Origin of the sequence: Duganella sp. CF402 (genome assembly GCF_900109645.1) — a bacterium.
In the GTDB taxonomy this organism is placed as follows: domain Bacteria; phylum Pseudomonadota; class Gammaproteobacteria; order Burkholderiales; family Burkholderiaceae_D; genus Rugamonas.
This window is the reverse complement of the sequence record NZ_FOBG01000004.1, coordinates 99,617-120,208: the sequence shown is the minus strand read 5'-3', so window position 1 is coordinate 120,208 and position 20,592 is coordinate 99,617. Positions and strand designations below refer to the sequence as shown.

Here is a 20,592-nt window from a genome sequence, read left to right as displayed (position 1 = left end):
ATCAGTCACAGTCCTGGCGCGAGTGGCACAGGTTGGACGCGCGGTAGGCCGCCACGTAGTCATCGAAATTGATTTGCGGCGCGGCTTCCATCTCGGCTTGCTCGGCCAGCGACAGCGCTGCCAGATTGTCGAAATAAGCCGCTTCCTCTGCGGTCGGCGGATGGCTGCGGAAATAAGCCGCATGCTTTTCGCTTTGCGCCAGCGCGAAAGCGCTGAACGATTTGCCGTTGGCGCGCAGCGCCGCCAGCACCTTGGCCGATGGCGTCAGTTCAGGATCGGTAAGTTTGGCCGCTTGCGCCGCCAGCGCGTCGGCGTGCACGGTGTCGCCGCGCAGCGAGTCGAGCAGCGCCGCCACCGGGCGGATGCGCTCCAGCAGTTCGGCGCCCCACACCGGCAGCGCCACTTCGGCCTCGCCGTTGTGCAGCGTCAGGCCCGGACGGCGGCCTTCCTTGACGGTGCGTGCAAAGTTCTCGGTGTAGATCGCGCCTTGCTCCGGCGTGATGGTCGGGCTTTCTTCCAGTGCGCAGAACAGCAGGAAGGCATCGAGGAAGCGGCCGGTGGCCACGCTGATGCCGACCGGTTCGAACGGATCCACATCCATGCAGCGCACTTCGATGTACTGCACGCCGCGCGCGCACAGCGCCTGGATCGGCCGTTCGCCGGTCTGGATCACGCGCTTCGGACGGATGGTGGAGTAGTACTCGTTTTCGATCTGCAGCACGTTGGTGCTGAGCTGGATCCATTCGCCATCGCGCTTGGTGCCCAGCTTGGCGTACGGCTCGTACGGCTGGTTGACGGCCTTGGTCATGGCCGCCACGTAGCTGTCCAGGCAGTTCTCGTGCGGGCTCAGGCCCGACTGCGCATCGTTCTGGTAACCGAGGTCGCTCATGCGCAGGCTGGTCGCGTACGGCAGGTACAGGGTGTCGTCGGACAGGGTTTCCAGTTTGTGCGGCCGGCCGCGCAGGAAGCCGCTCGACAGCACCGGCGAGGCGCCGAACAAATACATCAGCAGCCAGCTGTAGCGGCGGAAGTTGCGGATCGCGGCCAGGTAAGCTTCGGATTGGAACGAGCGCGGCGACAGGCGCTTGCCGCTCACTTCATTCTCGGCCAGCACGCGCCACAGGCGTTCGTCCAGCGAGTAGTTGTAGTGGATGCCGGCGATGCATTGCATCGCCTTGCCATAGCGCAGCGCCAGGCCGCGCCGGTACACATGTTTCAGCGTGCCGAGGTTGGAGGTGCCGTAGTAAGCGATTTCGATGTCTTCTTCCGCCGGCAGCTGGCACGGCATGGACTGGCTCCACAGCAGCTCGTCGCCCAGCTTGCTGTAAGCGTAGCGGTGGATGCCATCCAGTTTGGCCACGGTGTCGGCGATATCTTTTTCGGCCGGGGTAATGAATTCCAGCAGGGTCTCGGCGTAATCGGTGGTGATTTGCGGATGCGTCAGGGCCGAACCCATCGCCACCGGATGCGGGGTGTGCGCCAGATGGCCGGCGCGGTCCACGCGCAAGGTCTCCCGCTCGATGCCGCGCAAGCCGCCAGCCAGCACGGCGCGGTGCTTTTCATCGGCCAACAGGGCCAGGCGTCGTGTCAAAAGAGTTGGCAATTTGAAATCCTTTCTGGTGCAGCAAAAAATTTATTGGTGCTGAGAGTAACCGAAATTGGCCAAACTCGCCGGGCGGCGGTAAAAAGAGCATTCTAACAAAAGCGGCACCGGACTTTGCTGGAGGGCGCGCTGGCTAGCAAGCTGCCATTTTGCTGGACGAGAAAGCGGTTTTGCCAGCGGCGAGAACATGCTTATGGGCGAAAAATGTCTTCATAATGGTTGTGCTATGTCGACCGAATCCGATATCCAGATCCGTGCCCGCCTGCTGGCGGCGCTCAACCACGACCTGCGCGCGCCGCTGGCGCGCATCGCCGCCGGCGCCGGTACCGGTTTTGTCGACCTGGGCGCGCTGGAGAACGAGGCGCGGCGCCAGCTGGAATGGCTGTCCGACTTGCAGGAATGCGCGCGCTTCGAGTTGCAGGCGCCCGAACTGGCTCTGGCGCCGGCCTATCTGCACGCGCTGATGCGCCACATCTCACACGACGGCGGCGAGTTGCCGGCGCTGGCCATGCTTGATGCGCGCCGCCTGGCGCAGGCGCTGGCGCGCATGCGTGACCATGCCGGCGGCCAGTTGGCGCTACAGGCGCGGCGCGTGGGCAACGAAGTCGAGCTGGCGTTCCAGGCCGGGCAGCCGGATGGCGCGTGGCGCCCGGTCACGGCTTCGCTGGCCGACCAGCGCATCCTGCCGGGGGTGATGGTGGCGGCGCATTTGATCCGCGCGATGGGCGGCGCGTTGCAGCAGAGCGGAGACGCCTTGCGCTTCATCATGCGTGCATCGCTGGCGGAAGAAGAAGACGCGATGCCGCCGACGCCGCATTTCGATTGGCCCGAGCCGTTCGGCAGCGGCCATGCGATTTTGCTGCTGGAACCGCACCAGCCGATGCAGGATTATCTGAGCGAGATACTGGAAAGCGCGGAGTTCGACGTGCAGTACGAGCCGGGCGACCGCGATCCCTCGCTGATCCTGTGCGCCGACGAAAGCGTATGGGAGATCTGGCCGCGCGAAGAAGCGCCGCCGGTGCTGCTGCATGCTTTGCTGCCGCCGCAGCGGCCGGGCGATTTTATCGAGGTGATGTACAAGCCGGCGCCGGCGGCCATGCTGCTGTCGGCCTTGCGCCGGCGGCTGGAAATCAGGCTGTGAATCAGGCTGTGACGCGGCCGCCGGTGACGCGCTCGATGCCGGCCAGGTCCTGCCAGCTTTGCACGTCCGCGTAGCCGGCTTCGGTGAGCAGCGCGCGCACCGCTGCCGATTGATCATAGCCGTGCTCCATCAGCAGCCAGCCTTGCGGCTTGAGGTGCTGCGGCGCGCCGGCGATGATGATGCGCAGCGCCGACAGGCCGTCCGCATGGTCGGTCAGTGCGCCCACCGGTTCGTAGCGCAAATCGCCTTCCGACAAATGACGGTCGCCGCTGGCAATGTAGGGTGGATTGGAGGCGATCACGTCGAACGGCGCTGCACCCTGCAGCGCGGCGTACCAGTCGCTTTGCAGGAAGGTGACGCGCGCGCCGTTGGCGGCCGCATTGCGCCGGGCGACCGCCAGTGCCTCGGGACTGACATCGAGCGCGGTGACGTCGGCGTCCTTGCGCGTATGCGCCAGCGAGACGGCGATGGCGCCGCTGCCGGTGCCCATGTCCAGCACGCGGCCTTGCGCCGGAAGGCGGTCCAGCGTCAGCTCGACCAGCAGTTCGGTATCGGGACGCGGAATCAGCACCGCTTCATTAACTTCAAACGGCAGGCCGAAAAATTCGCGCTGGCCGACGATGTAGGCGATTGGTTCGCCGTCGAGGCGACGCTGCACCAGCGCGGCAAAGCGTTGCGACTCCTCTGCCGTCAGCACCCGTTCCGATTGTGTGATCAGGGCGATGCGGTTGACGCCCAGCGCGTGGCACAGCAGTACGCGGTTATCCAGCGCGTCGAGTTTCGACTGCCGTTGCAGGGCGGCGATGGTGTCGCTCATTTTGCGCGGCGGATCAGCGCCCAGCCCAGCGCCAGCGTGAACAGGCCAAACCACAGGAAGGACCACTGCGGAATCGACAGGCCGAACCACGGCGCCAGCGCGTCTTCGCACAGGCCGTCGGCCTTGAACAGGAAGGGCAGGTAGGTCGCGGTCGGGATCTTGTTGAGGAAGGTCTCCATCGGGTCGATGCCGCAGGAGAGGCCCGGATGCGCCAGCACCCACAGGTGTTTGCCGGCGGTGCCGAGGCCACCGATCGCGGCCAGCAGGCCGACGGTCGCCAGCGCCTTCGGCTTGCTGCTGTAGGCGCCGATCAGCGCGCACACGCCGATGGCGATGAACAGGTAGCGCTGGATCACGCACAGCGGGCAAGGCAGCATATCGAGTCCGTGCTGCAGGTACAGGGCGACGCCGATCAGGCCAAACGCGGCGACAGCGATGGAGAGCAGCAGGGAGCGGGTATTGACCATGTGTGTGTCCTGAATGTGCTTGGATGAATCGGAAGATTCTCGCACAAAGTTGTTATTTCAGCCTTAGAGCCTTATTAATCGCCGAGGGCGGCCAGCAGTTCCGCCTGGTGCTCGGTGGTGAGCGCGTTGGTCAGTTCCGTCAGGTCGCCGTCCATGATGAAATCGAGCTTGTACAAGGTCAGGTTGATGCGGTGGTCGGTCATGCGGCCCTGCGGATAGTTGTAAGTCCGGATCCGTTCACTGCGGTCGCCCGAGCCGATCAGGCTCTTGCGGGTGGCCGCTTCCTTGGCCTGCTGTTCGCGCAGCTGCACGTCCTTGATGCGGGTGGCCAGCACCTTCATCGCCTGCGCCTTGTTCTTGTGCTGCGAGCGGTCGTCCTGGCACTCGACCACGATGCCGGTCGGCAGGTGGGTGATGCGCACTGCCGAATCGGTCTTGTTAATGTGCTGGCCGCCGGCGCCGGATGCGCGGTAGGTGTCGATGCGCAGCTCGGACGGGTTGATGTTCACGTCCTCCACTTCATCGGCTTCCGGCATCACCGCCACGGTGCAGGCCGAGGTGTGGATGCGGCCCTGCGTTTCGGTGGCCGGCACGCGCTGCACGCGGTGGCCGCCCGATTCAAACTTCAGCTTCGAGTACACGCCGTTGCCGACCAGGCGCACGATCACTTCGCGGTAGCCGCCCAGGTCCGACGCCGATTCCGACACCATCTCCACCTGCCAGCGATTGCGCTCGGCGTAGCGGGTGTACATGCGCAGCAGGTCGCCCGCAAATAAGGCCGATTCGTCGCCGCCGGTGCCGGCGCGGATTTCGAGGAAGATGTTACGCTCGTCGTTGGCGTCCTTCGGCAGCAGCATTTTCTGCAGTTCCAGATCCAGTTCGGCGGTGCGGGTCTTGGCGGCTTCGATTTCTTCCTGAGCGAAGTCCTTCATGTCCGGATCGGACAGCATGTCTTCAGCGGCGGCGATGTCGCCCAGCGCTTCCTGGTAGGACTTGTAGACCGCGACCAAGGGGCCGATCTCGGCATGCTCCTTGGTCATCTTGCGGTAGGCGTCCATGTTATCGGTGGCGCCTTCGGACATCAGCAATTCATCGAGTTCGACCAGGCGGTTTGCCAGTTGATCGAGCTTGGCCAGCATGGATGGTTTCATAGCGTGTTCTTAAAAAGTGACGGGTGCCGCGCCAACAGCGGCGGCGGAAGAGGGTAGAGCGGGGAGGTTGCAGCTAACGGCGGCCGCGGAACATCTGCGGCAGCAGCTCTGCCAGTTGGGCGCGTTCCTCGCCCTGCGCGCGGTGCAGTGCTTGCTGCGGGCCGTGCATGAATTTCGCGGTCAGGCCCTTGGACAGGGCTTCCAGCACGGCGTCGACATCTTCGCCCTTGGCCAGCATCTTGCGGGCGCGGTCCAACTCCATTTGACGCAGCGCTTCGCCGTTTTCCTGCAGATGCTGGATCACCGGCACCACGGCGCGGTCGTCGATCCAGTGCATGAACGATTGCACGCGGGTTTCGATGATGGCTTCGGCCTGTGCCACGGCGGCCTGGCGGTTTTCGATACCGGTCTGTACCACCTTGCCCAGGTCGTCGACCGTGTACAGGAAGGCGTCGTTGAGGCGCGCCACTTCCGGCTCGATATCGCGCGGCACGGCCAGGTCGACCATGAACATCGGCTTGTGGCGGCGCGCCTTGATCGCGCGCTCCACCATGCCAAGGCCGATCAGCGGCAGCGACGAGGCGGTGCAGGAAATCACGATGTCGTACTGGTGCAGCTTGTCCTGCAAATCGGCGAGGCGGATGGCGCGGCCGCCGAAGCGGTGGGCCAGCACTTCGCCGCGTTCCAGCGTGCGGTTGGCGATGGTGATGGTTTTCGGATTCTGCGCCGCGAAGTGCGTGGCGCACAGTTCAATCATCTCGCCGGCGCCGATGAACAGCACGTTCTGCTCGGAGATCTTGTCAAAGATGCGCTGCGACAGGCGCACGGCGGCCGCCGCCATCGACACGCTGTGGGCGCCGATTTCGGTGGTGCTGCGCACTTCCTTGGCGACCGAGAACGAGCGCTGGAACAGCTGGTGCAGATAGGTGCCCAGGCCGCCCACTTCGTCGGCGGTGCGGATGGCGTCCTTGATCTGGCCGAGGATTTGCGTTTCGCCCAGCACCATCGAATCGAGCCCGGAGGCGACGCGGAAGGTGTGGCGCACAGCGTCGTGCTGCGGCAGCATGTACAGGTGCGGGCGCAGTTCGGCGTAGTTCAGTTTATGGAAATCGGCGAGGAAATGGGCGCCGGCGTCGAGCGGATCGGGCACAGTGCTGGCGGCGTACAACTCGGTGCGGTTGCAGGTCGAGAGGATGGCCGCTTCGTCGGAACCGCGATGGTCGATGCGTTCAAACCACGAGCGCGCCGCCATCACCGCCTGTCCCAGCTGCTCAGGGGCGAACGCCAGCTGCTCGCGGAGCGAGACCGGTGCGGTGGTGTGATTGAGGCCGACGGCAAGCAGCTGCATTTCGGGTCCGGACAATAATTATGCGGCCATTATACCGTGCCTACCCGGGTGTTGCCGGTGGGACTGCCTAAAGATAGGGCAATGCCGATCAGGCGCCGAGCTTTTCCAGGCGGTAGCCGTAGCTGTAGACCGGCACCAGGCGGAAGCCGTTTTCTGGCTTTAATTGCAATTTGTTGCGGACGCGGGAAACGTGGGTGTCCATCGTGCGCGAGGGTACGGCGGTTTCGCGGATCCACACCGCCTCGTGGATGTAGGCGCGCGACAAGGGACGGCCGATGTTGCGGAAAAATAACAGTGCGAGGTAGAACTCCTTGTGCGTGACGTCCAGCACGATGCCGTCCATCAGCAGCCGGCCCGGCCTCGTTTCGAACACGTACTGGCCGAATTGCAGCGATTCGGCGCCGTTTTGCGCCGGATAGGCGCGGCGCAGCAGGGCTTGCACCCGGGCCACCATCTCGCTGCGGCGCAGCGGCTTGATCATGTAGTCGTCGGCGCCGGCCGCCAGCCCGGCCACGATGTCGTCCTCGCCGGAGCTGGTGGTCAGGAACAGCACGGGCGCATTGTCCGGCAGCTTTTCCTTGGCCCGACGCAGCACTTCGGCGCCGCCCAGGTCGACCACCTGCCAGTCGAGGATCAACATGTCGTAGCTGTCCTTGCGCAGTTGCGCCAGCACGTCCTTGGCAGTCTGGAAACTATGGCAGATGTGGCCGGCCGAAGTCAGCACTTGGCAGATCAGTTCCGCCTGGCTGCGGTCGTTGTCGAGTACGGCAATTCTCATACTGCTGCCTACCGGAAAATGTTAAGGAGAAGTCACTGGAAATATAACAGAGATTTACAAAATTACTTAGCAAAACTGCCAAATTATTTTTCTTCAGATACTATCATTAATTTTCTGGCAATGCTGATTTTCCCCGTGCGCGCTCGCGCAGTCGTTACACGGTACACTGGAAAAACGCTGAATTCAATGAAGAAGTTGAAGAATAGCAAGAACGCCCAGTGTGGACGAGGAGGACGCATGCGCAGCAAAAAAGACACAAATTGGACTTTGGTGCCGGCGTCGGCGGGCGACATTGCGGCCGTGCGCGAACGCTGCCGCCAGCTGGTGCGGCGCCGTGCGATGGTATCGGCCGGCATGGCGGCGGTGCCGATTCCGGGGCTGGACGTGGTGAGCGACCTGCGCCTGTTCACCTTGCTGATCGACGATATCAACCAGGAATTCGGCCTGTCCGAGCGGCAGATCGAGCGCCTGCAGCCGAAGTTCCGCCTGATCGCCTACGAGGCGGCCATCGGCGTCGGCGGCATGCTGATCGGCAAACTGGTAACGCGGGAAGTGGTGATGCAGCTGTTGCGCAAGACGGGTTTCAAGGCGGCGGCGCGTCAGGCGGGCAAGCTGGTGCCGCTGGCCGGGCAGTTGGCCTCGGCGGGGATCGGCTTTTTCGCCTTCCGCCAGATCGGCTACCAGCATGTGGAAGCCTGCGCCAGGGTGGCGCAGGAGCTGGTCACGGCCGGCGTGCACCGGCCTGCCTGAAAATTAAGCGTCCGGCAGCACGACGTTCACATCGAGGACTTCCAGGTTGCCCTGACGGTCCAGCGAAATCTTGATGTCGTCGGCGTTGACCTTGGTGTACTTGGAGATCACCTCGATCAGTTCCTTGTGCAGCGCCGGCAGGAAATCCGGGCCGGCGCGGCCGCTGCGCTCACGCGCGATGATGATTTGCAGCCGTTCCTTGGCCGCGGTGGCGGTTTTCGGCTTCGGCGGAAACAGGAAAGAAAGCAGTGCCATGATTACTTGCTCCCGAAGATACGCTGCAGCAGGCCCGGCTTTTCATACGTGGTGAAGCGCAGCGGCAGTTCCTGGCCGAGGAAGCGTGACACTACGTCTTCGTAGGCTTCCGCGACATCGGTGCCCTTGAAGTGAATCGCCGGGTTACCTTGGTTCGAAGCATGCAGCACCTGTTCCGATTCCGGAATGATGCCGATCAAAGGAATGCGCAGGATTTCCTGCACGTCTTCATACGACAGCATTTCGTCCGCTTCCACGCGCTTCGGCGAGTAGCGGGTGATCAGCAGGTGTTCCTTGACCGGCTCGCCGCCGGTCTGGGCGCGGCGCGACTTGGCCTGGATGATGCCGAGGATGCGGTCCGAGTCGCGCACCGACGAGACTTCCGGATTGGTGACGATGATGGCTTCGTCGGCAAAGGTCAGCGCCATCAGCGCGCCGTGCTCGATGCCGGCCGGCGAATCGCAGATGATGAACTCGAAACCCATGTTGATCAGTTCGTGCAGCACCACTTCCACGCCGTCTTCCGACAGTGCATCCTTGTCGCGCGTCTGCGACGCCGGCAGGATGAACAGGTTGTCGCAATGCTTGTCCTTGATCAGGGCCTGGGTCAGCGTTGCTTCTTTGTTGATCACATTGATCAGGTCGTAGACCACGCGGCGTTCGCAGCCCATGATCAGGTCCAGGTTACGCAGGCCGACGTCGAAGTCGATGACGGCGGTCTTGTGACCGCGCATGGCCAGGCCGGTGGAGAAGCTGGCGCTGGACGTCGTCTTACCTACACCGCCCTTGCCGGACGTTACAACAATAATTCTTGCCACAAGTAATCCTTTTCAGAGTGGTGTGCTTATGCTCGATTGGCAGTATTGACAGATAGTATATCGATTCGGTCGCCGACCAAGCGAATTTGCGTCGGCGAGCGTGCATATTCCGTTGGGAATCCGTCCTCGAAGGTGCTGTAGACGCCGGCGATGGACACCAGTTCCGGCGCCATGTTGAGCGCGAAGATGCGGGCCTGGGCGTTGCCCGAGGCGCCGGCCAGGGCGCGGCCGTTGAGCGTGTTGTACACGTGGATGCTGCCGTCGGCGATGATTTCGGCGCCGTTGTTGACCACGGCGGTCACCACCAGGTCGCAGCCGCGCGCGTAGATGCGCTGGCCGGCGCGCACCGGGGTGTCGATGATCATGACGTCGGTGCCGTTGCTGGCGGCGGCCGGCGGCTGGGCCTGGGCGGCGGCCACGGCCACCGGGGCTGGCGCCGGTGCCGGCTTCGGTTTCGGCGGTTCCTCGTCGCGCTTGGCGTTGGCTGGTTCCAGGGTCAGGCCGTGGGCGGCGATTTCCTCGGCCAGCTCGGCTGGCGCGTTGCGCACGGCGACCGGATTCAGGCGGTATTTTTTCAGCAGGGCGATCAGGCCGCCCCAGTCGATCTGGCCGCAGCCGGCCGCCAGCGCGGCGACGTCGATCACGGTCAGGTCGTCTTCGAAGAAGTCGGCGGTGCCGCCCGTCATTTCAGCGAGGGCGGCGTCGAGAGCGATGCTGTCGGCCGTCGCCAGAATGGCGGAGACGGCGACAACGGTGGAAATCTTGATTTCGATGGGCTTTTGAAACAGGCTCTTGGACATGGGCGACAGTATCAGTGGTTATCCTCGCGCGCATGCGCAGGCACCAGCATTCTACTGTAAAAAAGCAGCCCATCGTCGTTCCGGCGCAGGCCGGAACCCAATATTTCGCGTGCCCTCCAGTTCGCAATTGGATTCCGGCCTGCGCCGGAATGACGTCAATAGATTGCGCGCAATTGTTTGGCAGCGGCCACCATGTTGCGCAGCGCGGTTTCGGTTTCCGCCCAGCCGCGCGTCTTCAGGCCGCAGTCCGGATTGACCCACAGGTGGGCCGGCGGAATCACCGCGCTGGCTTTCTGCAGCAGGCGCACCATCTCCTGCTGGGCCGGCACGCGCGGCGAGTGGATGTCGTACACGCCGGGGCCGATTTCGTTCGGGTAGCGGAACTGGCCAAAGCCGTTCAGCAGCTCCATGTCGGAACGGCTGGTCTCGATGGTGATGACGTCGGCATCCATCGCGGCGATCTGCGGCAGGATGTCGTTGAACTCGGCGTAGCACATATGGGTGTGGATCTGGGTGCCGTCCGCCACCGCGCTGGCCGAGACGCGGAACGCCTGCGTGGCCCAGTTCAGATACTCGTCCCAGCGGCTGCGGCGCAGCGGCAAGCCTTCGCGCACGGCCGGTTCGTCGATCTGGATGATGCCGATGCCGGCCTGCTCGAGGTCGGCCACCTCGTCGCGGATGGCCAGCGCGATCTGCAGCGCGGTGCGCGAGCGCGGCTGGTCGTCGCGCACGAACGACCATTGCAGGATGGTGATGGGTCCGGTCAGCATGCCTTTCATCGGCTTGCCGGTCAGGCTTTGCGCGTGCACGGTCCAGTCCACCGTCATGGCTTTCGGGCGGCTGACGTCGCCGAAGATGACCGGCGGCTTGACGCAGCGCGAGCCGTAGGATTGCACCCAGCCCAGTTGCGTGAAGACGAAGCCGTCCAGCTGTTCGCCGAAGTACTCGACCATGTCGTTGCGTTCGGCTTCGCCGTGCACCAGCACGTCGAGGCCCAGTTCTTCCTGCCGGCGCACGGCGTAGGCGATTTCTTCGCGCATCTTGGCTTCATACTCTGCGGCGTTCAGTTCGCCGCGCTTGAAGCCGGCGCGGGCGGCGCGGATGGCCGGCGTTTGCGGGAAGGAGCCGATGGTGGTGGTCGGGTAGGCCGGCAGCTGGAAGCGGGCGCGCTGCGCTTGCTGGCGGTGGGCGAACGGCGAGCGGCGCTGGTCGGCGTCGGCCGGCAGCGCTTGCAGTCGATTGCGCACGGCTTCCTGATGCACGCGCGGGCTGGCGCGGCGGCTGGCGATGGCGGCGCGCGAGAAGGCCAGCGCTTCGGTGGTGCCGGCGTCGTATTCACCTTGCAGGGCGCGTTTCAGCACGTAGAGTTCGTCCAGTTTTTCGGTGGCGAAGGCCAGCCAGGAGCGGATCTCGCCGTCGAGCGCGGTTTCGGCGGCCAGCGTGAACGGCACGTGCAGCAGCGAGCAGGAGGAGGAAAGCCACAGCTTGCCGGCGCGTTTTTCCGCGATCGGCGCCAGCACGGCCAGCGCCGCGTCGAGGTCGGTGCGCCAAATGTTGCGGCCGTCGACGATGCCTACCGACAGCACTTTGTGCACCGGCAGCCAGTCGGCGATGCTGGTCAGTTCCTGCGGCGCGCGCACGCCGTCCACGTGCAGGCCGGCCACCGGCAGGCGGCAGGCCAGGCTCAGGTTTTCTTCCAGCGGCGAGAAGTAGGTGGCCAGCAGCAGCGGCACGCCGACCTGGTTCAGTTGCCAGTAGGTGTTTTCAAAGGCGTTGCGCCACGGCGCGGGCAGGTCGAGGCCGAGGATGGGTTCGTCGATCTGCACCCACTCCACGCCTTGCGCTTTCAGGCGGTCCAGCAGCTGGCTGTAGACCGGCAGCAGTCGGTCGAGCAGGGAAAGGCGGTCAAAATCACCGCTCTTGGCCTTGCCCAGCCACAGGAAGGTGAGCGGGCCGATCAGCGTGGCCTTGACCGCGTGGCCCAGCGCCTGCGCTTCCGCCACTTCGTTGAACAGGCGGTCGCTGGCCAGCGAGAAGGCGGTGTCTGGCGTAAATTCCGGCACCAGGTAGTGGTAGTTGGTGTCGAACCACTTGGTCATTTCCAGCGCGGCGGCCGCGTGCAGGGCGGCGTCGCCGTGGGCGTCTTGGTGGGCATGATCGTGGCTGCAGCCGGCACCGCATGCGGCAGGCTCGACTTCACCGCTGCGGCCGCGCGCCATCGTGAAGTAGCGGCTCAATGGCGACTGCTCGGCGCCGAAGCCGTAGCGTGCCGGTTCGCAGCCCAGCAGCTGGATGTGGTTGGCCACCTGGTCGTAGAAGGCGAAGTCGCCGACCGTCACGAAATCGAGTCCGGCGTCGCGCTGCAAGGCCCAATGGCGGGCGCGCAGGTCGCGGCCGACGGCTTCGAGCTCGGTGTCGCTCAACTCGCCGCGCCAATTTTTTTCAAGTGCAAACTTCAATTCGCGCTGCGCGCCGATGCGCGGGAAGCCGGGAATGTGGGTGTGAATCGCTTTATTCGTGTTGGTCATGGTGCTGTCATCCGCATTTAATATTGGTGCTTTAAAGTGTGCGGCAAACCGGTCTATAATCAAAACGAAAGATTTTGCGCGTTCACATGAATAAAATTAATAGACCATGCTAGAGATACGTCATCTCCGCACCCTGAGCGCGCTGCGCTCCGCCGGCAGCCTCGTGCGTGCCGCCCAACTGCTCAACCTGACGCAGTCCGCCCTGTCACATCAAATCAAATTGCTGGAAGATCGCTACGGCGGGCCGCTATTTGAGCGCAAATCAGTGCCAATTGGCTTCACCGCCACCGGCGCCCGGCTGCTCAAGCTGGCCGACCTGCTGCTGCCCGAGATCGAGACCGCAGAGCGCGAAGTTGCCCGCCTGATGCAGGGAGATAGCGGGCAGTTACGGGTAGCTTTGGAGTGCCATACCTGTTTCGACTGGCTGATGCCGGTGATGGACGAATTCCGCAAACGCTGGCCGGAAGTGGAAATCGACCTGGTGTCCGGCTTCCACAGCGAGCCGGCCGATTTGCTGCGCAGCGGCGAGGCCGACCTGGTGATCGGCTCGCCCTACGGCCCCGAGTTCGCCACCTTCCCGCTGTTCCGCTTTGAAATCCTGACGGTGATGGCGCAAAAGCACCGCCTGGCGGCCCAGCGCCGCCTGCAAGCGGCTGATTTTGAAGGCGAAACTCTGATCACCTACCCGGTGCCGGAAGAACGCATCGACCTGATTCGCGAAGTGCTGAAGCCAGCCGGCGTGCAGTTCCAGCGCCGCACGGCGGAATTGACGGTGGCGGTGCTGCAATTGGTGGCCAGCCGGCGCGGGATTGCCGCCTTGCCGAACTGGGCGATCAAGAATTATGTGGATTACGACTACGTGATTGCACGCCCGGTCGGCGAGCAGGGGCTGTGGAGCGATTTGTTCGTATCGGTCCCGGAGGCGCAGAAACACAGGGCTTACGTGTTGGACTTCGTCAACGTGATACGGGAGCAGTGCGCCGCTTCGCTGGATGGTATCAAATTATTATCGTGACAAATAGTTATTGTTTCTGCAAAATATAAATGAAAGGATTTGATGCGCATCAAGGTAAGCGCAGAATCCTGCGCATACGATGTGACTCTGGGGCTTGTGCGCCGGGCACGGATGCTGCTAGATAATCCTGGCGATTCCTCGCGGCGACGCACCATCGAAACCTGCTACGCCGTGGGCGTGGTCGGCGTATGATAAAAATTCGCGTTGTTGCTCAACTTAGCCGGTTCCGGCCGGCGCATTGGAGAATCAAATGGATGATGTAGTTATCGTGGCCGCTGGCCGTACTGGTGTGGGCAAATTCGGCGGCAGCCTGGCCAAGGTGCCCGCTTCCGAACTGGGCGCGCATGTGATCAAGGGCCTGCTGGCGAAAACCGGCATCGATCCCAACCTGGTCAGCGAAGCCATCCTCGGCCAGGTGCTGACCGCCGGCGTCGGCCAGAACCCGGCCCGCCAGGCAGTGATCAAGTCCGGCCTGCCAAACACCATTCCCGCCTTCACCATCAACCACGTGTGCGGCTCCGGCCTGAAAGCCACCCACCTCGCGGCCCAGGCCCTGAAGGCAGGCGACGCCCAGATCATCATCGCCGGCGGCCAGGAAAACATGAGCGCCTCGCCGCACGTCATCAACGGTTCGCGCGACGGCTTCCGCATGGGCGACTTCAAGGCCGTGGACAGCATGATCGTGGACGGCCTGTGGGATGCCTACAACCAGTACCACATGGGCACCACCGCCGAAAACGTGGCCAAGAAATACGACATCTCGCGCGCCGAGCAGGACGAATTCGCGCTGCAATCGCAGCTGAAAGCCGAAGCCGCGCAAAAAGCCGGCAAGTTCAAGGATGAAATCCTGCCGCTGGAAATCGTCCAGAAGAAGGGCAGCATCGTGTTCGACAGCGACGAATACATCAAGCCAGGCTCGACCCTGGAAGGCTTGGCCGGCCTGCGCCCGGCCTTCGCCAAGGATGGCACCGTCACCGCCGGCAACGCCTCCGGCCTGAACGACGGCGCCGCCGCCGTAATGATGACCACCGCCAGCAAGGCGAAGGAACTGGGCCTGCCGGTACTGGCCAAAATCAAGGCCTACGCCTCGTCCGGCCTGGACCCGGCCTTCATGGGCATGGGCCCGGTCTCGGCCACCAAGCTGTGCCTGAAAAAGGCCGGCTGGACCCCGGACGACCTGGACCTGCTGGAAATTAACGAAGCGTTCGCGGCGCAAGCGGTGGCCGTCAACAAGGAAATGGGCTGGGACACCAGCAAGATCAACGTCAACGGTGGCGCCATCGCCATCGGCCACCCGATCGGCGCTTCCGGCGCCCGGGTGCTGGTGACCCTGATCCACGAAATGATCCGTCGCGACGCCAAGAAAGGCCTGGCCTCGCTGTGCATCGGCGGCGGCATGGGTGTGGCGCTGGCAATCGAGCGCGCTTAATCAGCAGTAATTGCGGCCCGGCGGAGGCCGGGCCGTGTTTTCCGATTTTTGGTGTTTATTACAGAGGGGACGAAAATGGCAAGAGTTGCATTAGTAACCGGTGGCATGGGTGGTCTGGGCGAAGCGATTTGTTTCAAGCTGTCAGCGCTAGGCTATTGCGTCGTCACCACGTATTCCCCTGGCAATCCTAAAGTTGAACAATGGCTGGCCACCACCCGTGACCAGGGCTACAACTTCCGCGCCTACCCGTGCGATGTGGCTGACTTTGATTCGGCCCAGGCCTGCATCGCCGCGATCGAAAAAGACATCGGTCCGGTGGACGTGCTGGTCAACAACGCCGGCATCACGCGCGACATGACCTTCAAGAAAATGGACAAGGTCAATTGGGACGCGGTCATCAAGACCAACCTGGATTCCGTATTCAACCTGACCAAGCCGGTGTGCGACGGCATGGTGGAGCGTGGCTGGGGCCGCATCATCAACATCTCGTCGGTGAACGGCCAGAAGGGCGCGTTCGGCCAGACCAACTACTCGGCGGCCAAGGCCGGCATGCACGGCTTCACCAAGGCGCTGGCGCTGGAAGTGGCGAAGAAGGGCGTGACCGTCAACACCATTTCGCCGGGCTACATCGGCACCAAGATGGTGATGGAGATTCCGCAAGAAGTGCTCGATACCAAGATCGTGCCGCAAATTCCGATGGGCCGCCTGGGCAAGCCGGAAGAAGTGGCGGGCCTGGTGGCTTACCTGTCCTCGGATGAGGCGGCGTTTGTCACCGGCTCGAATATCGCCATCAACGGCGGCCAGCACATGTCCTAAGCCACGGCTTGCCGTTGCTGCAAGAGCCGGGTTCGTTCGCGATCCCGGCTTTTTTTTCGTACAATCTGCTATCGATGCTCAAAGGATAGCCATGTTCGACCCCGCCTCCACCTTGTTTCCCCCGATTACGCCCAGCCGTCACGGCATGCTGCCGGTGGACGACTTGCACACCATTTACTGGGAGGAAGTCGGCAACCCGAACGGCATACCGGTGATCTTTTTGCACGGCGGCCCTGGCGCCGGCCTGTCGCCGCAGCACCGCCGCTTCTTCGATCCGGAGCAGTACCGCGTGATCCTGTTCGACCAGCGCGGCGCCGGCAAGTCGACCCCGCTGGGCGAGTGCCGCAACAACACCACCCAGCTGCTGATCGAGGACATCGAACGCCTGCGTGAAATGTTTGGCATCGGGCAGTGGCTGGTCTTCGGCGGTTCATGGGGCTCGACGCTGGCGCTGGCCTACGGCGAAGCGCACCCGGAACGCTGCCTCGGTTTCGTGCTGCGCGGGATCTTCCTGTGCACCAAAGCGGAAGTCGACTGGTTCCTCGATGGTGCGCAGTGGTTCCATCCCGAGGTGCACGCTGAATTCATCGCGCCGATTCCGGAAGCGGAACGCGGCAATTTGCTGCAAGCCTACGTGCAGCGCATCATGAGCGACGACCCTGCCGTGCACATGCCGGCGGTGCGCGCCTGGAGCCGGTTCGAAGGCCGTCGCGTGTTCCTGCTGCCGCAGCCGGACGATCCGCCGTCGGATACGCTCGATCTCGGCGTCGGCCGCCTGGAATCGCACTACATGGCCAATCTCGGCTTCTTCAGCGACGACCAGCTGGTGCGCAACGTCAGCCGCATCGCTCATTTGCCGGCGGTGATCGTGCAGGGCCGCTACGACGTGATCTGCCCGCCGGTGTCGGCATGGCGCTTGCATCAGGCATGGCCAGGCGCGGTGCTGAACATGATTCCGGACGCCGGCCACGGCGCGATGGAAAAAGGCATTTCGCGCGCGCTGGTGGCGGCCACCGAACAGTTCAAGCGCAGCCGGAGCTTCGCGGCCTGATACACTGTGAACTACTCGATAACAATAAAATAAAACATGGCCATCATGAACATCCAGACCGGCGATATCGGTCACATCATCCAGCTGGCGATTGCGCCGGTGTTCCTGCTGTCGGGCGTGTGCACCAACCTGATCGTGCTGACGAACAGGCTGGCGCGCATCATCGACCGCTCGCGCGTGCTGGAAGACCGGCTCGACGTCGCCTACAGCGACCCGTACCTGAATGAGCTGGATGTGCTGTATCGCCGTTCGCATCTGATCAACATGTCGATTGCGCTGTCGACCGCCTGCGGGCTGTTTGTGTGCGTGATCGTGGCGATGCTGTTCCTCGGCGATATTACGAACCTGAGCCTCGACAAATACATTGCCGGCACCTTTGTGGTGTCGGTGCTATGCCTGGTCGGCAGCTTTGTATCGCTGCTGCGCGAAATCTTCATTGCGTCGGCGTGGATGCGTTCCCAGCGCCACGTCCGCCGCAAGCGTTAAACTTTTTTATGTGAGTACATCATGCACGACTACCAACGCCCGCCCACCCTGTACCGCTACGGCGTGCGCGAAGACCTGGAACTGGCGCTGAGCCAGGGCCAGTTCATCCTGCGTCCGGCCTCCAATTGCCTGACCCTGAGCTTCTCCCAGGCCTGGGATCCCAAGCTGTTCGAGCTGTTCTCGGCCGACGCTTGCCTGATCATCCACAATACCGAGGAATTCGGCGAGCGCGTCCACCGCGCGGTGCAGCGCACCTTGCCTAGCTGGGCGGGGATTGATGGCGCCATCGAATACGGCACCCGCGCGGCGCTGGGCGCGGCCTTCACCAAGACGGTGGCCGAGGCGCAGGAACAGGAGTGGCAGTTCGCATGGCGCGCCATGCAGGCGCAATTGAGTTTGAATCCGGTGCTGATCAAGATCGGCAACCTGGAAAACTTCGCCGAGCTGCGCTCCAAGGATGCGTATCTAGCCTGACCGCTGTCATTCCGGCCTACGCCGGAATGACGTCATGGCTGGGGAATAGCTTCGACCCTCGGCGCGTCCTTGCGATCAAGGCGCGCCAGCACGGCGCTCATCATGCGTTCGATATCGCCGCGTATCATCTTCGAGCCGAGGATGCCGGGCACGTAGAAGTTCGGCATCAGGCGACCCTTGTAGACAATCTTGGTGCCGCCGGTTTCCGGCACCGGGATCAACTCCCAATGCGATTCATAGTGCTTCATGTCGCCCGAGATCAGCGAGATATCGATCGACGACATGGGCTGCTCGATGGCGCGCACGATCAGGTGGATGGTCTTGGACATGAACAGGAAGCGGGCCACGCCGAATTGTTCAATGATCACCTCATTCCCATTGCGGGACAGGACCTTGCACGACTCCATGTCGGGCACGAATTCGGCCATGCGTTCGTAGCCGGTGAGGATGCGCCACACCTTGGGCAGCGGCGCCGCCACCGTGCCGGTGGCATCCACCTCGTACATATGCTGGCCTTCGTGGTCCGCGCGGTTGACTGACACCTCCAACTTGGGCAATTCAAGCTTCGGTGCTTGCGCCAATGCCAGCTGGGCGGCCGCACCTAACAACAAAAACAGAAGGAATCGCATCATTTGACCAGCGTACGGTAAAGGGTGGCAGAATACAAGCGCGGCACGCACGGACTTTAGAAGCCCATATCTAGAGAATTGGGATTAAATGCGGGCATTATGAAAACTACAAACTACCCTCACCTGCTGGCCCCACTCGACCTGGGATTCACCACGCTGCGCAATCGCGTCATCATGGGATCGATGCACACCGGCCTGGAAGACCGCTTCTACAACTACGGCAAACTGGCCGCATTCTATCGTGAACGCGCGCGCGGCGGCGTAGGTTTGATCGTCACCGGCGGCATTTCACCTAACAGGTCGGGGTGGCTGCTACCCTTTGGAGGTACGCTCAACTTCAAGGGCGACGTACTTAATCATCGCCGTGTGACCAGGGCGGTGCACGAAGAGGGCGGCAAGATCCTGATGCAAATTTTGCACGCTGGCCGTTATGGCTATCAGCCTTTCGTGGTGTCGGCGTCGGAGAAGAAATCGCCGATCTCGCCGTTCAAGCCGCGCGCGCTGACCGAGGCTGGTATTGAGACGACCATCCGCGATTACGCCCGCTGCGCCAGGCTGGCGCGCGACGCCGGCTACGACGGCGTGGAGGTGATGGGCAGCGAAGGTTATCTGCTGAATCAATTCCTGTGCACGCGCACCAACCTGCGCACCGACAAGTGGGGCGGCAGCATCGAGAACCGCATGCGCCTCGCGGTGGAAATCGTCAAGCGCATCCGCGCGGAAGTGGGCAATGACTTCATCATCATGTATCGCCACTCGCTGCTGGACCTCGTTGAAGGCGGCAACACGTGGGAGGATGTGGTGACTGTCGCCAAGGCCTTGCAGCATGCTGGCGTTTCGATCCTCAACACTGGCTACGGCTGGCACGAGGCGCGTGTACCGACCATCGTCACCTCGGTGCCGCGCGGCGCGTTCGCTTCGCTGGCGGGTCGCCTGCGGCTGGAAGTGACGATCCCGGTGGTGGCGTCCAACCGCATCAACATGCCGGCCGAAGCGGAAGGCATCCTGCAGCGCGGCGAGGCCGACATGATCTCGATGGCGCGTCCGTTCCTGGCCGATTCGCATTTCGTGATTAAAGCGGCCGAGGGCCGCGCCGATGAAATCAACACCTGCATCGGCTGCAACCAGGCCTGCCTCGATCACACCTTCTCGCGCCAGACCGCCAGCTGCCTGGTGAATCCGCGCGCTTGCCACGAGACGGAGCTGGTGTACGCACCGGCCGCGAAGAAACGCCGCGTGGCGGTGGTGGGCGCGGGACCGGCCGGCTTGTCAGCATCCACGGTGGCGGCGGAATGCGGCCACGACGTGACCTTGTTTGATTCGGCCGACAGCATCGGCGGGCAATTCAAGATCGCCATGCAGGTGCCGGGCAAGGAAGAATTTGCTGAGACCATCCGCTACTTCGGCCGCAAGATCGAACTGACCGGTGTGAAGTTGAAACTGGGCGTGCGCGTGACGCGCGAGCAGTTGCTGGCCGAAGGCTATGACGACGTGATCGTCGCCACCGGCATCAAGGTGCGCAAGCCGCCGATTGAAGGCATCGATCATCCGAAGGTACTGTCGTACATCGACGTCCTGCGCGACAAGGCGCCGGTGGGCAAGCGCGTGGCGATCATCGGCGCGGGCGGCATTGGTTTCGACATGGGCGAATTCCTGCTGCACGACACCAGGCATCCGTTGCCGCTGGCGCTGGATGTCTGGGCGCGCGAATGGGGAGTGAGCTTCAAGGGCGACACGCCAGGTGGACTGGTGCCGGCGCAGAATCCGGAACCGGTGCGCCAGCTGTACCTCCTGCAGCGCAAGACCTCGCGCCTCGGTGCGGGCCTGGGCAAGACCTCGGGCTGGGTGCACCGTGCGGTACTGGCGCGGAATGGCGTGGTGATGATCGGCGGCGTGCAGTACGACCGCATCGACGATCATGGACTGCACATCACCGTGGGCGGCGAGCAGCGCTTGCTGTCGGTCGATAACGTGGTGATCTGCGCGGGTCAGGACAGCCTGACGGAGCTGCTGCCGAGCGAGGAAGAAATCAAAGCCAACGCAGGCTGGCCGCGCTTCCACAAAATCGGCGGCGCCGCGCTGGCGGCGGAACTGGATGCCAAGCGCGCCATCAAGGAAGGCGCGGAACTGGCATCGCGCCTCTGACGGTCAACTCACTCATCGCTCCCGCGCCAGCGGGAGTCCATGCAGAGTATGTATTCCCGCGTTTGCAGGCAGCGGGAGGTTGACTCTATTT

At 63.2% G+C, this 20,592-nt stretch carries 20 protein-coding genes; 9 read left to right on the top strand and 11 right to left on the bottom strand.

The features are described from left to right. Position 1: 1 nt before the first annotated feature. Positions 2-1,603, bottom strand: a complete 1,602-nt coding sequence (gshA, locus tag BMZ70_RS24850) for a glutamate--cysteine ligase (RefSeq protein WP_092280587.1) — start codon at positions 1,601-1,603, stop codon at positions 2-4. A 226-nt stretch (positions 1,604-1,829) separates the two neighbouring features. Here gshA and BMZ70_RS24845 point away from each other — a divergent pair, with 226 nt between their 5' ends. After that, positions 1,830-2,744: a histidine kinase gene (locus BMZ70_RS24845; protein WP_092280585.1), complete on the top strand. Its 915-nt coding sequence runs from the start codon at positions 1,830-1,832 to the stop codon at positions 2,742-2,744. 1 nt (position 2,745) lies between these two features. Here the strand turns inward: BMZ70_RS24845 and prmC are convergent, their stop codons facing one another. The 5 genes from prmC to BMZ70_RS24820 all read right to left on the bottom strand — a co-directional run bounded on the left by prmC (position 2,746) and on the right by BMZ70_RS24820 (position 7,305). Further along, positions 2,746-3,561 (bottom strand): peptide chain release factor N(5)-glutamine methyltransferase, encoded by an 816-nt coding sequence (gene prmC, locus BMZ70_RS24840; RefSeq protein WP_092280583.1) that lies wholly within the window; start codon positions 3,559-3,561, stop codon positions 2,746-2,748. Then, positions 3,558-4,028: a disulfide bond formation protein B gene (locus tag BMZ70_RS24835; RefSeq protein WP_092280581.1), complete on the bottom strand. Its 471-nt coding sequence runs from the start codon at positions 4,026-4,028 to the stop codon at positions 3,558-3,560. Before BMZ70_RS24835 ends, prmC begins: the two co-directional genes overlap by 4 nt. Positions 4,029-4,102: 74 nt before the next feature. Further along, the gene (gene prfA / locus BMZ70_RS24830; protein ID WP_092280579.1) at positions 4,103-5,179 is read right to left on the bottom strand and encodes a peptide chain release factor 1; all 1,077 of its coding nucleotides are present in this window, start codon (positions 5,177-5,179) and stop codon (positions 4,103-4,105) included. A gap of 73 nt (positions 5,180-5,252) precedes the next feature. After that, positions 5,253-6,527, bottom strand: coding sequence for a glutamyl-tRNA reductase (gene hemA / locus BMZ70_RS24825; protein ID WP_092280577.1), 1,275 nt, complete (start codon positions 6,525-6,527; stop codon positions 5,253-5,255). Between the two features lie 88 nt (positions 6,528-6,615). Continuing rightward, positions 6,616-7,305, bottom strand: a complete 690-nt coding sequence (locus BMZ70_RS24820) for a response regulator transcription factor (RefSeq protein WP_092280575.1) — start codon at positions 7,303-7,305, stop codon at positions 6,616-6,618. 237 nt (positions 7,306-7,542) lie between these two features. On the opposite strand from BMZ70_RS24820, the gene BMZ70_RS24815 reads away from it, so the two are divergent. Beyond that, entirely contained in the window at positions 7,543-8,055 is a 513-nt protein-coding gene (locus BMZ70_RS24815) for a hypothetical protein (RefSeq protein WP_092280573.1), read from the top strand. Between the two features lie 3 nt (positions 8,056-8,058). Here BMZ70_RS24815 and minE read toward each other — a convergent pair whose 3' ends face one another. From minE to metE, 4 genes are all read right to left on the bottom strand, one after another. Continuing rightward, the gene (gene minE / locus BMZ70_RS24810) at positions 8,059-8,310 is read right to left on the bottom strand and encodes a cell division topological specificity factor MinE (protein ID WP_072782712.1); all 252 of its coding nucleotides are present in this window, start codon (positions 8,308-8,310) and stop codon (positions 8,059-8,061) included. 2 nt (positions 8,311-8,312) lie between these two features. Next, on the bottom strand, positions 8,313-9,128 hold the full coding sequence (minD, locus tag BMZ70_RS24805; RefSeq protein ID WP_092280571.1) for a septum site-determining protein MinD: 816 nt from the start codon (positions 9,126-9,128) through the stop codon (positions 8,313-8,315). Between the two features lie 26 nt (positions 9,129-9,154). Further along, a complete protein-coding gene (gene minC / locus BMZ70_RS24800; RefSeq protein WP_092280569.1) occupies positions 9,155-9,928 on the bottom strand; it encodes a septum site-determining protein MinC in 774 nt (257 codons plus the stop codon). A gap of 155 nt (positions 9,929-10,083) precedes the next feature. Then, positions 10,084-12,456 (bottom strand): 5-methyltetrahydropteroyltriglutamate--homocysteine S-methyltransferase, encoded by a 2,373-nt coding sequence (gene metE, locus BMZ70_RS24795; protein ID WP_092280567.1) that lies wholly within the window; start codon positions 12,454-12,456, stop codon positions 10,084-10,086. 106 nt (positions 12,457-12,562) lie between these two features. Here metE and BMZ70_RS24790 point away from each other — a divergent pair, with 106 nt between their 5' ends. The 6 genes from BMZ70_RS24790 (at position 12,563) to BMZ70_RS24765 (ending at position 17,727) form a co-directional block, all read left to right on the top strand. Next, positions 12,563-13,471 carry a LysR family transcriptional regulator gene (locus BMZ70_RS24790; RefSeq protein WP_092280565.1) on the top strand — a complete coding sequence of 303 codons (909 nt, stop codon included), beginning with the start codon at positions 12,563-12,565 and terminating at the stop codon, positions 13,469-13,471. Between the two features lie 250 nt (positions 13,472-13,721). Further along, a complete protein-coding gene (locus tag BMZ70_RS24785; protein ID WP_092280563.1) occupies positions 13,722-14,900 on the top strand; it encodes an acetyl-CoA C-acetyltransferase in 1,179 nt (392 codons plus the stop codon). 75 nt (positions 14,901-14,975) lie between these two features. After that, on the top strand, positions 14,976-15,716 hold the full coding sequence (phbB, locus tag BMZ70_RS24780) for an acetoacetyl-CoA reductase (RefSeq protein WP_092280561.1): 741 nt from the start codon (positions 14,976-14,978) through the stop codon (positions 15,714-15,716). Positions 15,717-15,807: 91 nt separating this feature from the next. Further along, positions 15,808-16,767 carry a prolyl aminopeptidase gene (gene pip / locus BMZ70_RS24775; RefSeq protein WP_092280559.1) on the top strand — a complete coding sequence of 320 codons (960 nt, stop codon included), beginning with the start codon at positions 15,808-15,810 and terminating at the stop codon, positions 16,765-16,767. A 45-nt stretch (positions 16,768-16,812) separates the two neighbouring features. After that, positions 16,813-17,253 carry a DUF2721 domain-containing protein gene (locus tag BMZ70_RS24770; protein ID WP_092281149.1) on the top strand — a complete coding sequence of 147 codons (441 nt, stop codon included), beginning with the start codon at positions 16,813-16,815 and terminating at the stop codon, positions 17,251-17,253. A gap of 21 nt (positions 17,254-17,274) precedes the next feature. After that, positions 17,275-17,727 (top strand): hypothetical protein, encoded by a 453-nt coding sequence (locus tag BMZ70_RS24765; protein ID WP_092280557.1) that lies wholly within the window; start codon positions 17,275-17,277, stop codon positions 17,725-17,727. Positions 17,728-17,759: 32 nt separating this feature from the next. On the opposite strand, the gene BMZ70_RS24760 is transcribed toward BMZ70_RS24765, so the two are convergent. Then, positions 17,760-18,359, bottom strand: a complete 600-nt coding sequence (locus tag BMZ70_RS24760; protein WP_373922556.1) for an SRPBCC family protein — start codon at positions 18,357-18,359, stop codon at positions 17,760-17,762. A gap of 96 nt (positions 18,360-18,455) precedes the next feature. Here BMZ70_RS24760 and BMZ70_RS24755 point away from each other — a divergent pair, with 96 nt between their 5' ends. Further along, positions 18,456-20,501: an NADPH-dependent 2,4-dienoyl-CoA reductase gene (locus BMZ70_RS24755; protein WP_092280555.1), complete on the top strand. Its 2,046-nt coding sequence runs from the start codon at positions 18,456-18,458 to the stop codon at positions 20,499-20,501. Positions 20,502-20,592: the final 91 nt, after the last annotated feature.

Excerpts from the sequence above, each read along its gene's own strand:
- BMZ70_RS24845 (WP_092280585.1), top strand. The coding sequence starts at position 1,830 with ATGTCGACCGAATCCGATATCCAGATCCGTGCCCGCCTGCTGGCGGCG.
- prmC (WP_092280583.1), bottom strand. The coding sequence starts at position 3,561 with ATGAGCGACACCATCGCCGCCCTGCAACGGCAGTCGAAACTCGACGCG.
- BMZ70_RS24835 (WP_092280581.1), bottom strand. The coding sequence starts at position 4,028 with ATGGTCAATACCCGCTCCCTGCTGCTCTCCATCGCTGTCGCCGCGTTT.
- prfA (WP_092280579.1), bottom strand. The coding sequence starts at position 5,179 with ATGAAACCATCCATGCTGGCCAAGCTCGATCAACTGGCAAACCGCCTG.
- hemA (WP_092280577.1), bottom strand. The coding sequence starts at position 6,527 with ATGCAGCTGCTTGCCGTCGGCCTCAATCACACCACCGCACCGGTCTCG.
- BMZ70_RS24820 (WP_092280575.1), bottom strand. The coding sequence starts at position 7,305 with ATGAGAATTGCCGTACTCGACAACGACCGCAGCCAGGCGGAACTGATC.
- BMZ70_RS24815 (WP_092280573.1), top strand. The coding sequence starts at position 7,543 with ATGCGCAGCAAAAAAGACACAAATTGGACTTTGGTGCCGGCGTCGGCG.
- minE (WP_072782712.1), bottom strand. The coding sequence starts at position 8,310 with ATGGCACTGCTTTCTTTCCTGTTTCCGCCGAAGCCGAAAACCGCCACC.
- minC (WP_092280569.1), bottom strand. The coding sequence starts at position 9,928 with ATGTCCAAGAGCCTGTTTCAAAAGCCCATCGAAATCAAGATTTCCACC.
- metE (WP_092280567.1), bottom strand. The coding sequence starts at position 12,456 with ATGACCAACACGAATAAAGCGATTCACACCCACATTCCCGGCTTCCCG.
- BMZ70_RS24790 (WP_092280565.1), top strand. The coding sequence starts at position 12,563 with ATGCTAGAGATACGTCATCTCCGCACCCTGAGCGCGCTGCGCTCCGCC.
- BMZ70_RS24785 (WP_092280563.1), top strand. The coding sequence starts at position 13,722 with ATGGATGATGTAGTTATCGTGGCCGCTGGCCGTACTGGTGTGGGCAAA.
- phbB (WP_092280561.1), top strand. The coding sequence starts at position 14,976 with ATGGCAAGAGTTGCATTAGTAACCGGTGGCATGGGTGGTCTGGGCGAA.
- pip (WP_092280559.1), top strand. The coding sequence starts at position 15,808 with ATGTTCGACCCCGCCTCCACCTTGTTTCCCCCGATTACGCCCAGCCGT.
- BMZ70_RS24770 (WP_092281149.1), top strand. The coding sequence starts at position 16,813 with ATGAACATCCAGACCGGCGATATCGGTCACATCATCCAGCTGGCGATT.
- BMZ70_RS24765 (WP_092280557.1), top strand. The coding sequence starts at position 17,275 with ATGCACGACTACCAACGCCCGCCCACCCTGTACCGCTACGGCGTGCGC.
- BMZ70_RS24760 (WP_373922556.1), bottom strand. The coding sequence starts at position 18,359 with ATGATGCGATTCCTTCTGTTTTTGTTGTTAGGTGCGGCCGCCCAGCTG.
- BMZ70_RS24755 (WP_092280555.1), top strand. The coding sequence starts at position 18,456 with ATGAAAACTACAAACTACCCTCACCTGCTGGCCCCACTCGACCTGGGA.